Origin of the sequence: Edwardsiella piscicida, from assembly GCF_021733145.1 — a bacterium.
In the GTDB taxonomy this organism is placed as follows: Bacteria; Pseudomonadota; Gammaproteobacteria; order Enterobacterales; family Enterobacteriaceae; genus Edwardsiella; species Edwardsiella piscicida.
In genome coordinates, this window is sequence record NZ_CP090968.1 from 1,348,742 (window position 1) to 1,361,763 (window position 13,022).

9 protein-coding genes are annotated in these 13,022 nt (G+C 58.3%); 7 read left to right on the forward strand and 2 right to left on the reverse strand.

Annotated features, from left to right (window positions below; translation table 11 throughout):
* Nucleotides 1–259: 259 nt before the first annotated feature.
* Together asnS and pncB are read right to left on the reverse strand one after the other, a co-directional pair.
* Nucleotides 260–1,660, reverse strand: coding sequence for an asparagine--tRNA ligase (gene asnS, locus L1P05_RS06090; protein ID WP_012848099.1), 1,401 nt, complete (start codon nucleotides 1,658–1,660; stop codon nucleotides 260–262).
* A 224-nt stretch (nucleotides 1,661–1,884) separates the two neighbouring features.
* Entirely contained in the window at nucleotides 1,885–3,090 is a 1,206-nt protein-coding gene (gene pncB, locus L1P05_RS06095) for a nicotinate phosphoribosyltransferase (RefSeq protein ID WP_012848100.1), read from the reverse strand.
* A gap of 352 nt (nucleotides 3,091–3,442) precedes the next feature.
* Between pncB and pepN the strand changes: the two genes are divergently transcribed.
* From pepN to L1P05_RS06130, 7 genes are all read left to right on the forward strand, one after another.
* Nucleotides 3,443–6,064, forward strand: coding sequence for an aminopeptidase N (pepN, locus tag L1P05_RS06100; protein WP_012848101.1), 2,622 nt, complete (start codon nucleotides 3,443–3,445; stop codon nucleotides 6,062–6,064).
* 339 nt (nucleotides 6,065–6,403) lie between these two features.
* Nucleotides 6,404–6,781, forward strand: a complete 378-nt coding sequence (locus L1P05_RS06105; RefSeq protein WP_012848103.1) for a VOC family protein — start codon at nucleotides 6,404–6,406, stop codon at nucleotides 6,779–6,781.
* 793 nt (nucleotides 6,782–7,574) lie between these two features.
* Entirely contained in the window at nucleotides 7,575–9,701 is a 2,127-nt protein-coding gene (locus L1P05_RS06110; protein WP_226079131.1) for an exo-alpha-sialidase, read from the forward strand.
* 370 nt (nucleotides 9,702–10,071) lie between these two features.
* Nucleotides 10,072–10,371, forward strand: coding sequence for a hypothetical protein (locus L1P05_RS06115; protein ID WP_109729014.1), 300 nt, complete (start codon nucleotides 10,072–10,074; stop codon nucleotides 10,369–10,371).
* A 317-nt stretch (nucleotides 10,372–10,688) separates the two neighbouring features.
* Entirely contained in the window at nucleotides 10,689–11,699 is a 1,011-nt protein-coding gene (gene pyrD, locus L1P05_RS06120; RefSeq protein ID WP_012848107.1) for a quinone-dependent dihydroorotate dehydrogenase, read from the forward strand.
* A gap of 173 nt (nucleotides 11,700–11,872) precedes the next feature.
* A complete protein-coding gene (locus L1P05_RS06125) occupies nucleotides 11,873–12,427 on the forward strand; it encodes a cell division protein ZapC (protein ID WP_012848108.1) in 555 nt (184 codons plus the stop codon).
* A 237-nt stretch (nucleotides 12,428–12,664) separates the two neighbouring features.
* Nucleotides 12,665–13,009 (forward strand): glycine zipper family protein, encoded by a 345-nt coding sequence (locus L1P05_RS06130; RefSeq protein ID WP_015461257.1) that lies wholly within the window; start codon nucleotides 12,665–12,667, stop codon nucleotides 13,007–13,009.
* The last annotated feature ends 13 nt before the right edge of the window (nucleotides 13,010–13,022 follow it).

Sequence of the window (13,022 nt, forward strand, 5' to 3'; positions counted from 1 at the left end):
TTTTTTAACCCCCTACGGAACTAAGCTAGAGAGTATGGTGTCTTCCTGTGTCTGGTTGGCAGTGTTCCATTCGTACCGCGGATAATCCACCGGCAAAATGATACAAATATCTTATAGCGGTAACAGAATGAAATAATGTGTTTCCAATTGTAAGAATTAGGGAACTTTGTGACACAGGTCTAAGTTTAAAAAACAGGGGGTCAGCTGTGCTGACCCCCTGTTTTGTTGCTAATTTGTACTTTTTACGCTACGGACTTGATTAGAATGTTGCGTTGCGCGGGGTGCGCGGGAACGGAATAACGTCGCGCACATTCTGAACGCCGGTAACATAGGCCACCAGGCGTTCGAAGCCGAGACCGAAGCCGGCGTGCGGCACGGTGCCGTAGCGGCGCAGATCGCGATACCACCAGTAGTCCTCTTTCTTCAGGCCCATCTCATCCAGACGCTTATCCAGCATGTCGAGACGCTCTTCACGCTGCGAACCGCCGATGATTTCACCGATCCCCGGCGCCAGCACGTCCATGGCGGCGACGGTCTTGCCGTCTTCGTTGAGGCGCATATAGAACGCCTTAATGTCTTTCGGGTAGTTCTTCACCACCACCGGTGCTTTAAAGTGCTGCTCGGCCAGATAGCGCTCGTGCTCAGAGGAGAGATCGACGCCCCAGAATACCGGGTTCTCAAACTGCTTTCCGCAGGTCTCCAGGATGGTGATGGCATCGGTGTAGTCCACCTGGGCGAAATCGGAGGAGACAAAGCGCTGCAGGCGATCGATGGCGTCTTTATCCACGCGCTGGGCAAAGAAGGCCATATCGTCAGCGCGCTCTTCCAGCACCGCGTTAAAGACATACTTCAGCATGCCCTCGGCGACGCCGGCGATGTCGTTCAGGTCGGCAAAGGCGACCTCCGGCTCAACCATCCAGAACTCGGCCAGATGGCGGCTGGTGTTGGAGTTTTCGGCGCGGAAGGTCGGACCAAAGGTGTACACCTTGGACAGCGCACAGGCATAGGTTTCACCGTTCAGCTGACCGGACACCGTCAGGAACGCTTCGCGGCCGAAGAAGTCTTCGCTGTAGTCCACCTTGCCCGCGTCGGTGCGCGGCAGGTTTTCCATGTCCAGCGTGGAGACGCGGAACATTTCACCGGCGCCTTCGGTATCCGACGCGGTGATCAGCGGCGTCGAGACCCAGAAGTAGCCATTTTCGTTGAAATAGCGGTGAATAGCCTGTGCCAGGGTGTGACGCACGCGGGCGACGGCGCCGATCAGGTTGGTGCGCGGACGCAGGTGGGCGACCTCGCGCAGGTATTCGATGCTGTGGCGCTTGGCGGCCATCGGATAGGTATCCGGATCGTCGACCCAGCCGACCACCTTAATGGCGGTGGCCTGCAGCTCGAAGCTCTGGCCTTCGCCCGGCGACGCAACGACCCGGCCGCTGACTTCCACGGAGCAGCCGGTGGTCAGGCGCAGCACTTCATCTTCATAATTCGGCAGAGAATTATTCACGACGGCCTGTAACGGATTAAAGCAGGAGCCGTCATAAACGGCGAGGAAGGAGATACCGGCTTTAGAATCTCTCCGGGTACGTACCCAGCCACGAACGGTGACCTCAGTGTCTACCGCCACGCGGCCTTGCAGTACGTCGACTACAGGCACTACGCTCATAGATTTCTCTCTTTTATATTAATCTTGATTGACAAATAACCTTACCCCCTCACGGGTGGAGGGCATGATGCTATGTTACTTGTCATGCAAACAGACACAAGCGGAATTAAGCGCCCGCGGGGCAACTTTTTCGTGGATTTGGCGTCCTTGCGCCGGGAACGGCGTTATGGCAGGGGCGAGATGCCGGGCGCGCAGCGCCAGCGGCGCTGCGCCGGGGGAGGGACTCAGCTGGCGCGTTTGACCAGCGGCAGATCGAACGCCTTACGCAGCGCCTTAACGAAGGCGGCATCCTGACAGATGGTTTTTCCCGGGCTGTCGGAAAGCTTGGCCACCGGTTTACCGTTACACTCCACCAGTTTGATGACGATGTTCAGCGGACGTACGCCGGGCAGATCGCAGGTTAAGCGGGTGCCGATGCCGAAGCTGAGATTGATGCGGTGATGGAAGTGGCGGTACAGCACCAGCGCCTTGGGGAGATCCAGATTATCGGAGAAGACCAGCACCTTATCCTGCGGGTCGAGCCCCAGCTGCTCATAGTGGGCGATGGCTTTTTCGCCCCAGGCGATGGGATCGCCGGAGTCGTGGCGCAGCCCCTGATAGTGACCGGCGAACTGGCTGCCAAAGTCGCGTAAAAACGCATCCATGGTGATGCAGTCGGTCAGGGCGATCCCCAGCTGATCGGGGTACTCATCCAGCCAGGACTGCAGCGCCGCCCGCTGGCTGTTGGCCAGCACCGGACAGATCTGCTGGTGGGCCTGGAACCATTCATGGGCCTGGGTGCCCAGCGGCGTCAGCCCCATCTGTTTGGCAAACAGATAGTTGCTGGTGCCGCTCAGGTAGGGGAACTCACTCTTCAGGGTCGTCAGGATGGCCTGGTGCACCGCCCGCGAGAAGCGACGACGGGTGCCGAAGTCCATCAGGCGGAACCCGCGCAGATCGACGTCCGCGCTCAGATGGCGGAACTCACTCAGGCGTCGCTGCAGCTGCGCCACGGCGATCTCCGGGGTGATATGGGGCGAGCGGTGACGGTGCACCACCTCGCTGATCACCGCCAGCAGAGGAACCTCCCACAGGATCACCTCACGCCACGGACCGCTGATGCGAATGTTCAGGCGTCCGCGATCGTTGCTGATGGCCACCCGGCGCGGATCGAGGCGCAGAGTACGCAGCCAGTCAAGATAGTCGCGCTGGAAGAAGGGAAGGGCGGCCAGATAGTCATACTCATCCTGCGTCAGGGCCAGCTGCCCCATCAGATTGACCTGGCTGGCTATCTCGTCGGCGTATTCCCCCAGCAGCTCATCGCCACGGCAGCGAAACTCCGCCGCAACGCTGACATTGCGGTAACGATGGTACACCGCCTGTTGCATATGCAGTTTGTAGGCGTCGGTGTCCAGCAGCGAAGTGATAATCGGGGAGACATCTTGAGTCATGGCGCGTTACTGCATCCTCGTCAGGGATTATTGACAAAAGTCGAAGGAGTATACCTAGTTTATACGCAGAATGAACCGATAATCTGCGCAAATGGCGCCTGACAGGTTGCGGATTGGGCGCCCCTGTTCGCGCGGCGCGGCCGGATGGCGCCGCGGCCGATCGCACTCTGCGCGGTGTGTTAACGCTGTCGATTGGGTAGTATGGCACTATCCCATCGCACGCTATATGCTGCGACGATGCGGGGCGTGTGCGGCGCCGGACTGATACGGCGCCGTATGGATTGCACAGGTAAACCGGCCGACTGGGTCGGGCGACCTGGCCCCCTCCAAAGACAGCCAATTAAGGGTAGCTATGACGCAACAACAACCACAGGCGAAATATCGCCGCGACTATAAAACGCCGGATTACACCATCACCGATCTGGACCTGGATTTTGTACTCGATGCGGACTGCACCACGGTGACGGCCGTTAGTCAGGTGACGCGGTTGGGGAGCCCGGGGGCGGCACTGGTACTCGACGGCGAGGCGCTGACCCTGCGCAGCCTCTCCGTGGACGGCATCGCCTGGACGGAGTACCGCATTGAGGGCAATCAGCTGATCGTCGACGGGCTGCCGGCGCAGTTTGCCCTGACCATCGTCAACGAGATTCATCCGGCGCAAAACAGCGCTCTGGAGGGGCTATACCAGTCGGGCGAGGCGCTGTGCACCCAGTGCGAGGCCGAAGGGTTCCGCCATATTACCTACTATCTGGATCGCCCCGACGTGCTGGCCCGGTTCCGTACCCGTATCGTGGCGGATAAAGCGCGCTATCCCTACCTGCTGTCCAACGGTAACCGCGTAGGCCAGGGCGAGCTGGAGGACGGGCGCCACTGGGTGCAGTGGGAAGATCCGTTCCCGAAGCCCTGCTATCTGTTCGCCCTGGTGGCCGGCGACTTCGATCGGCTGAGCGATACCTTTATTACTCGCAGCGGGCGCCGGGTGGCGCTGGAGCTGTACGTCGACCGCGGTAACCTCGATCGCGCCGACTGGGCGATGACCTCGCTGAAAAACGCCATGCGCTGGGACGAGCAGCGCTTTGGCCTGGAGTACGACCTGGATATCTATATGGTCGTGGCGGTGGACTTCTTTAATATGGGGGCGATGGAGAACAAGGGGCTGAACATCTTCAACGCCAAGTTTGTGCTGGCCAAGGCGCAGACGGCCACCGACAAGGATTACCTGAATATCGAGTCGGTGATCGGCCACGAATATTTCCATAACTGGACCGGCAACCGGGTAACCTGTCGCGACTGGTTCCAGCTGAGCCTGAAAGAGGGGCTGACCGTCTTCCGCGATCAGGAGTTCAGCTCCGACCTGGGGTCGCGGGCGGTGAACCGCATCGACAACGTGCGGGTGCTGCGCGGCGCGCAGTTCGCCGAGGATGCCGGCCCGATGGCGCACCCGATCCGTCCCGACAAAGTGATCGAGATGAATAACTTCTATACCCTGACGGTGTATGAGAAGGGCGCCGAAGTGATCCGTATGATGCACACCCTGCTGGGAGAGGCGAAGTTCCAGGCGGGGATGCAGCTTTACTTTACGCGTCACGACGGCAGCGCCGCGACCTGCGACGACTTTGTCCAGGCGATGGAGGACGCCTCCGGCATCGATCTGACGCTGTTCCGCCGCTGGTACAGCCAGTCTGGTACCCCGCTGCTGACGGTGCGCGACGAATATGACGCCGAGCGGCAGCAGTACCGGCTGTATGTGACCCAGACGACCCCCGCTACGGCGGATCAGACGGAAAAGCGGCCGCTGCATATTCCGCTGGATATTGAGCTGTATAACGACCAGGGCGAGGTGATCCCGCTGGTGATGGACGGCGCGCCGGTCGGCAACGTACTGAGCGTGACCGAGGCGGAGCAGAGCTTCGCCTTCGACAACGTGCCGCAGGCGCCGACGCCGTCGCTGCTGCGGGAGTTTTCCGCGCCGGTGCGTCTGGAGTACCCCTACAGCGATCGCCAGCTGACCTTCCTGATGCAGCACGCGCGCAACGACTTTGCTCGCTGGGACGCGGCGCAGATGCTGCTGGCCAAGTATGTGCGCCTGAACGTCTCGCGCAGCCAGCAGGGGCAGCCGCTGTCGCTGCCGGAGCACGTGGTGGCGGCGTTTGGCAGCGTGCTGGCGGATGAGCGCCAGGATCCGGCGCTGCGTGCGCAGATCCTGACCCTGCCGTCAGAGGTGGAGATGGCCGAGCTGTTCAGCCAGATCGATCCCGAGGCCATCGCCCAGGTGCACCAGGCGTTGACCCGCCTGCTGGCCCAGCAGCTGGCGACGGGGTGGCTGCGAGCGTATCAGCGCAACGCCACGCCGGAGTACCGTATCGAGCATGGCGATATCGCCAAGCGGGCGCTGCGTAACGTCTGCCTGCGCTACCTGGCGTTTGGCGACGACGTGGCCCAGGCGGATGCCCTGGTCAGCGCCCAGTATCACGAGGCGGATAATATGACCGATGCACTCGGCGCCCTGTCGGCGGCGGTTGCCGCACAGCTGCCCTGCCGCGATACGCTGATGGCGCAGTTCGACCAACGCTGGCATCAGGATGGCCTGGTCATGGATAAGTGGTTTACCCTGCAGGCGACCGCGCCGGACGACGGGGTGCTGGCACAGGTGCGCGCGCTGCTGCAGCACCGTTCATTTACCCTGAGCAATCCCAACCGCACCCGGGCGCTGGTGGGGGCCTTTGCCCAGCTTAACCCGCGCGCGTTTCACGCGGCGGACGGTTCTGGCTATGCTTTCCTGGCGGAGATCCTGGCGGATCTGAACACCCGCAATCCGCAGGTCGCCGCTCGCATGGTGGATCCGCTGATCCGCCTGAAGCGCTATGACGCCGGGCGCCAGGCGTTGATGCGTCAGCAGCTGGAGTCCCTGCTGGCGCTGGAGAATCTCTCCGGCGATCTGTATGAGAAGATCACCCGTGCGCTGGAGGCCTGATCGCCTGCCGCGGGGCGCCCTACGGCGCACCTGTCCATGACGCTACCGGCCTACGGGCCGGTATTTTTTTTGTCGCCGCTCAGGCAGGCGGCAGGCCGTGCGCTGGCGCAGCGTGGAGGCTGTACGCGCTATCTGCTGAAATGGTCGAGCCACCCCCAGGGCGGGGATATCCGCCGGCGACGCGCGGTGGTTTCCACAGTGGGATCGGCGATGGCGTAAAATTCCGTTGCCTGCGTCCGGCGCGCCGATTAGTGTAAGCCTATTCATTCGTTGCTGCCGCCGTGGATGAAACACCAGGGAACATTATATTTATTACGCTGATTTATCATGAGGTGTTTTATGTTAATTACAGGCATAGATCATGTAGTGATTACGGTGCAGGATGTGGAGAAAACGCTGGCGTTTTATGTCGCCGGTCTGGGGATGTCGCTGGACAGCCGCCATGGTCGCCTAGCACTGACGTTTGGTCATCAAAAAATAAATATTCACCGCCAGAAGGCCGAATTTACCCCGGCGGCGCAACACGTGACCTATGGCAGCATGGATATCTGCTTGGTCGCCGAAGGCGATATCGAGCAAATCAAGGCCGAGCTGGAAAGCCGCGGGCTGGAGATTGTGCTAGGGGTGGTGCCGCGCACCGGCGCACAGGGGCCGATTGATAGCCTCTACCTGCGCGATCCCGACGGCAATCTGGTCGAGATTAGCGTATATAAATAATAGATGGGCTTATCGAGAGCATCACCATCTAACGCGACTGTTACCGCGGTTGGCCATGGACGGTATTCGCGGTTTCCTTTCCCCCGAGGCGCGGGGGAATAATAATGAATCAATCATCCCCCGATGACGCCCTCCGCTGTCTGGACGCAGCCGCGTGCTCGGTGCCGACAACGATAAGCGCGATCATACGCGGCGTCATCTGATGGTGCCGTCGGCGCTGATTGACACTCCCCGCGTTGCCCCCAATCCGCGGTGCATTCGCCACCGCGCGGCGCTGAAGGCGAGCGTCTACGCGTGGCTGGCCGATCGCCTCTGGAATCGCGCGCCTGCCGGCGGCGGGGATCCCGGCGGGCCCCATCCGCGTTTCCGCGCGAGCGGGGCGGCGCCGTTGCAACGGATCTTACCGCCGCTCGCCGCGGGCGCGTAGCCGATGCCGACCGCTCCCACGGCGAGCCCCATATAGCGCCGGGGCGTGACGCTCTGCGCCGGCGTTTCATCACGCCCCACGCGCCGCCGTGAGCGTAACTCTGCGACTTCGCTAATATTGGACAGCGTAGGGATAACTTGGTGATATCAAATAAATCCTCTGTTTAAAAAAGCACTCTGTCATATAGATTCAAAACGGGATAACTATAGAACAATAATTATAATAGTAGATTGCCCCAGTCTATTAAATTGGATCCGGCGCGGCGCCTATTGCATCAGATATACGGCGCTGTACGGATAAGGATATGTCTGTTTTGAAGACGCCTTTTTTATTATTAAAACCATTTATTGATATGGGTATCATGCTATGAATAATAATTTATTATTACTAACGGCGGGCTGCCTATTAAGCCTTTCGTCCGGTGTACGTGCGGTGAGCGTGATGGAGAGCGGGGTGCCACATGATGGCTGGCATGCACCCATGCTGATTTTTGCCGAACACGATCGAACGGCAAATAATGGCTGGCGTATTCCGGCGATTACGGTCACGCAGGGTGGGGCGCTTATTGCCGTCAGCGATGCCCGGGCGGTCGGTACCAGCGATATAGGTCAGAATCAGGATGTGCATTTTGGCTATAGAATATCCTACGATCGGGGGGACACCTGGGGTGAGATCCACGATATCGCCCCCAGTTTTAATGGTAAGCGACAAATCTCCGATCCGGCCATCGTGTACAACCCAGACTCGGGGAGTACGTTTCTGTTCGGCTATTACAACGATCGCTTTATCACCAGTAAACCGCTCAGCCGCGTTTCTGATTTCTTTATGTTTACCTCTGACGATGGCGGAAAAACATGGGATCGGGGCACCAGTCTGTACGATCTGGCGCCGACGGGCTACAAATATATACTGCAGGGCCCGGGCTCCGGGATGTATCACGACGGCACGCTCTATCTCGCCGCTCAGGCGTGGCATCACGATAGGGACAGTAGCCTGGTGGGAAGCGGTGCGACGGTAACCTCAGGATATCTCTACTCATCGGATAATGGCGTAACGTGGAATTCAGCCTGGCTACGCCCCGATGATAAAATTGTGGGTGCCCCGGGGACGGGAGTGGACGATCTCCCCGACATCACCTCCGAGAGCAGCGTATTCCACCACGATGGTCATATCTATTTGGCCGCCAAGTCCGAGACATCGCGGGAGAGCAAGTCGCGGGTCGTCTATCGGACAAAGGACAACGGCCAGCGCTGGGAGCGGGTAGAGGAAGCATTCCTGCCGGAGAATATTTCCCGCGCCGAGACGAGCTCGCTCTCTCTGGATGACAGCGTTTATCTGGTTGGCTACAGCACGGCGACGGAGCGGGCTAACCGTGATGGTATCTATATTACCACCAATACCGGGCGCACCATCCAGGTGTATGACTCACCCTCCTATGGCTATACCTCAATGACAAAGGATGAGGATAACCTGTATATCCTGTTTGAAGGCGAAGGGGATATCTATCTTCAGCGCTATGACATCGCCGCGCGAGACTATGCCAATATCAGCGCCACGATCTTAAATCGCAGCAACGATTTATTCGATATCGCCACGAAGCTCAGGACGGCGTCGTCTTATATTAAGGGGGGCTATGGTAGCCATGCGTCGTCAGATGCCGAATTTGTGTATGCCGACGACTGGGGGAAGCTGGGGGTGTTTTTCGCGAGGCAATCCGAGAATAGTCAGCGTGTGCCCGGGACTATCCAATATACCAATAGCGATGTGTCGCTGACCTTGGCCAAAGATGATATTTTATTCTCTGGCGATAATGTCTTTGTCGGCTATCAGCATAGTGATATTCAATACGACAATGACGCTGCTAATAAAGTTAAGTCGGTGCTGGCTGGCTATTCATATCAACATGACTTTGGCGTCTTATCCTATCACCTGATGGTCAATACGATTTATGGTGAAAACAGATTCTCACGCAATCGTCGAGAGGGGTTAGGGCGTAAGGCCGATTTTAACGCCTATAGCGTGGCTATAAAAAATATGCTGGCCAAAGACATTTACCTTGCCGATGGTTTTTACGCCGGCGTCGCGTCGGGGCTTCACTCCACGTTTTTCAGTCATAGCGCGATTCAGGAGAGGGGAGGCAACGGTTGGAATAATGCGAGCGTGGACTCCGCCGATCACGCCTCGAACCAGCTTTTGCTCGATGGACAGCTCAGCAAGCGGCTTCATATCATGCAATCGAACGAGCTGACGCTGACGGCCAAAGCCAGCTACCAGTATGAGCTGATGGACACGGCAAAGTGGGCCGAGGCGTACCGAGTGCTCGATGCCCGGCGTCTGATGCCAGCGCCGGTAAAGCGCTATCCGCATGGCTTGGCAACTGGCTATCTGGAGGCGGCCCTGAGCCTTCATCCGCAGGCCGTTATCGCCGCGGGGGCATCGCTCAATACCGATGGTGACGGGCTGGTTGCCGGCAGCTTCACCTACACCTTTTAGTGAACAGCGCGGCGGGGAAAGCGCGCGGAGTCGCGCGATAGAGGGACTTGGCCGCGCACGTTTACGCGTCGTGCTCCCCATGCCGTAGCCGCCGCAGTCAATCTGGCGCTGCGTCTGCCATACTCGTGGCCGTGATCGTCGCGGAGCAAAACGTGCGAAATAGCGGCGAGAGGCCCGCGCCGCATGGGCCAATGTCATAAAGCCGCCTAAGCTAGAGTTAACGGGCGCGTCGTTGGCGCGTTTCTGCCGCGCCCCGGCGAGCGCTGTTGAACGGGGCTTTATTTTTTGCGTCAGCGGATTCAGCGGGGGAGTGAATATGTACGAATCTCGTGATATGCCATTAATATCATTGAGAGCGTTTATTAAGCGGATGCTATTGCATTTTGCCGGCGCGCTGCTGTTAATTATTATTACCCTGGCGATCGGCGTGGCGGGGCATCTTCTGTTCGATGACGCTATCGCGTGGCATGACGCGACGCTCAACAGCGCCTTTATCGCCAACGGCATCGGTCCGTATATTGTGCCGCAGAGCCTGGCGGGGAAGATCTTCTTTGCCTTTTATGGCATGTTCACCAGCCTGGTGTTTATGACGACGCTGGGGCTGATCTTGGCGCCGCTGGCTCACCGTATTCTGCATCAGTTTCATCTGGATGATGAGCGGCAGGATTAACCCCGGCCTCGCACAGCGGGGCCGTTTCACGCCGGCTCCGGTAAGTGGTTCGCGTACGTACGTGCGCTGGGGAAACGACGCCGCAGGGCGTCGGGCCGCCGCGGTCCTGCGGCGTTTTACGCGCTCTCCGGCGTGGCCTTTATAATGTTATTTACAAACAATATGATAGCTAATCAATGCGCGGGGAATCATCGCCGTTGACGCGGTTGAGTAAAACGTTTGCTTTTATAGGGCTCTTTTTGTCTTTAATCAATTCCAATTGATGACGACTTCCCTGATAATAGCGCCCCGTTTGGCAACGGGAATCAGGAGATCTCATGTTCTACCCTTTTATCAGGAAGGCCCTCTTTCAACTCGATCCGGAACGCGCGCACGAGTTTACGTTCAAGCAGCTGCATCGCATCAGCGGCACGCCGCTCATCGGACTGATCCGCCAGTCGGTGCCGAGCAAACCGGTCAGCTGCATGGGGTTGTCATTTAAAAATCCGGTCGGTCTGGCCGCAGGGTTGGACAAGGATGGTGAGTGCATTGATGCGCTAGGCGCCATGGGATTCGGATCGATCGAAGTGGGCACGGTTACGCCGCGCCCCCAGCCGGGTAATGAAAAGCCGCGTCTGTTCCGCATTGTTGAGGCGGAAGGGTTAATTAACCGCATGGGCTTTAACAATCTGGGCGTGGATAACCTGGTGGAGAATGTCAAAAAATCTCACTTCGGCGGCATTCTCGGGATTAATATCGGCAAAAATAAGGACACACCGGTAGAGCAGGGTAAAGACGACTACCTGATCTGCATGGATAAGGTGTATTCCTATGCCGGCTATATTGCCGTGAATATCTCCTCTCCCAATACGCCGGGGCTGCGTACGCTGCAATATGGCGAGGCGCTGGATGATTTACTGGCTGCGATTAAAGCCAAGCAGGCCGAGCTGCAGCAAAAGCATGCTAAGTATGTGCCGGTTGCCGTAAAAATTGCGCCGGATCTTAGCCATGAAGAGCTGGTACAGATTGCCGATAGCCTGGTGCGTCATCAAATTGATGGGGTGATCGCCACCAATACAACGCTGGATCGTTCGTTGGTCAATGGGCTCAATCACTGCGCCCAAAGCGGTGGCCTGAGCGGACGCCCGCTGCAGTTAAAAAGCACCGAGATTATTCGCCAGCTTTCTGCCGAGCTGCAGGGACGACTGCCGATTATTGGCGTCGGCGGCATTGATTCAGTGATTGCCGCCCGCGAAAAAATGCAGGCGGGGGCATCCTTAGTACAGATTTATTCCGGCTTTATCTTTAAAGGACCGGGCCTGGTTAAAGAAATCGTTAACCATATCTAATTTTTAATCCTGCCTATTTAGCCCGGGACTTTATTTTCGTCGCGGGCTAGTCTATATTTTCAACAGTGCGCTGCTTATTTATTCAAATGCTGAGTTAACCACGTAGCGTCGCGTGACATTGCTTGGCAGTACCGTTATGTTGCCATGGATTTTTTTGGCGTGGGGGTCAATGCATGAATATAAAGCCCGGAGATCGCTGGCGCTGGTTCTTTGACCGGCAGCACGATCGTCTGATGTTGGATCTGGCGAATGGCATGGTCTTTCGCTCCCGCTTTCCCTCTAAAATGCTGACGCCGGATGCCTTTGATGTCAGTACCTTTTGTGTTGATGATGCCGCGAGCTACTACCACTTTGCCGAGCGCTGTCAGGCGTGCGGGCTGGATACGGCGCAGCGTGCCGAGCTGGTGCTGAATGCCCTGGTCGCACAGCGCTTCCTGAAGCCGATGATGCCTAAAAGCTGGTACTTTGCGCCGCAGCCCGGCCGCTATGTGCCTGCCCCGGGAGAGCTGGTCGGCGTGCAGCTGCTCGATACGCCGGCCTGGGGCCGCCTGCTGGTGATTGCGCCGGGCGCCAGCGCCAGCCTGTGTCTGCTGGCGCAGCCCTCGCTGGCGCTGTCCGGTAAGACGCTGATGCTGGGGGAGGCCATTAAGGTGATGCATGACCGCTTGCTGCCGCTGTGCGCTCAGGATACGTCGTCTGACGATACCGCGCTGGCCTACGCAGGGTAAATATTTTACTGTCGCTCCTCTCCGATGCACCTCACGTGCGCCGCGTGCTATGACGATGTTTAGGTAATAATCTGAAAATCGCTCAATTCTGTGCTGTTTTGTTCTTTATTTGGACGAATATCCGGTAATAGGCGGGCAATCCCGTTTTTCTTCATGTTATGATGCGCCGCATGCCAAACGTCACGATCATCAAGGGAGGTTGATATGTTTGACGCGTCAGGGAGATTCCCGTCGGCGGTGAGAAATACGCTGATCGCAGTGACAACCGTGTCGCTGCTGGCTTTTTCAACGGCGTCGCTGGCCGGTCCGAGCCGCACTACCAAGGGTGCGCTGCTGGGGGCTACGGCTGGACTGCTGTCCGGTAACGGCGTCAACGGCGTACTGAAAGGTGCGGCGCTGGGTGCCGGGGTCGGGGCTATCAGTGAGAAAGGCCATAAAGGCAAGAAAGCCCGTAAAGGCGCTACCATTGGTGCGACCGTCGGCGCTGTCGCCGGCGTTCTGTCCGGCAACGGTATCGAAGGGGCTATCAAGGGCGCGGTCGTCGGCGGCGCCGGCGGCGCGATCATCGGCCGGATCCAATAAAACAGAAGGAATT

Coding starts and splice junctions, on each gene's coding strand:
- L1P05_RS06105 (WP_012848103.1), top strand. CDS start 6,404: ATGTTAATTACAGGCATAGATCATGTAGTGATTACGGTGCAGGATGTG.
- pncB (WP_012848100.1), bottom strand. CDS start 3,090: ATGACTCAAGATGTCTCCCCGATTATCACTTCGCTGCTGGACACCGAC.
- L1P05_RS06115 (WP_109729014.1), top strand. CDS start 10,072: ATGCTATTGCATTTTGCCGGCGCGCTGCTGTTAATTATTATTACCCTG.
- asnS (WP_012848099.1), bottom strand. CDS start 1,660: ATGAGCGTAGTGCCTGTAGTCGACGTACTGCAAGGCCGCGTGGCGGTA.
- L1P05_RS06125 (WP_012848108.1), top strand. CDS start 11,873: ATGAATATAAAGCCCGGAGATCGCTGGCGCTGGTTCTTTGACCGGCAG.
- pyrD (WP_012848107.1), top strand. CDS start 10,689: ATGTTCTACCCTTTTATCAGGAAGGCCCTCTTTCAACTCGATCCGGAA.
- pepN (WP_012848101.1), top strand. CDS start 3,443: ATGACGCAACAACAACCACAGGCGAAATATCGCCGCGACTATAAAACG.
- L1P05_RS06110 (WP_226079131.1), top strand. CDS start 7,575: ATGAATAATAATTTATTATTACTAACGGCGGGCTGCCTATTAAGCCTT.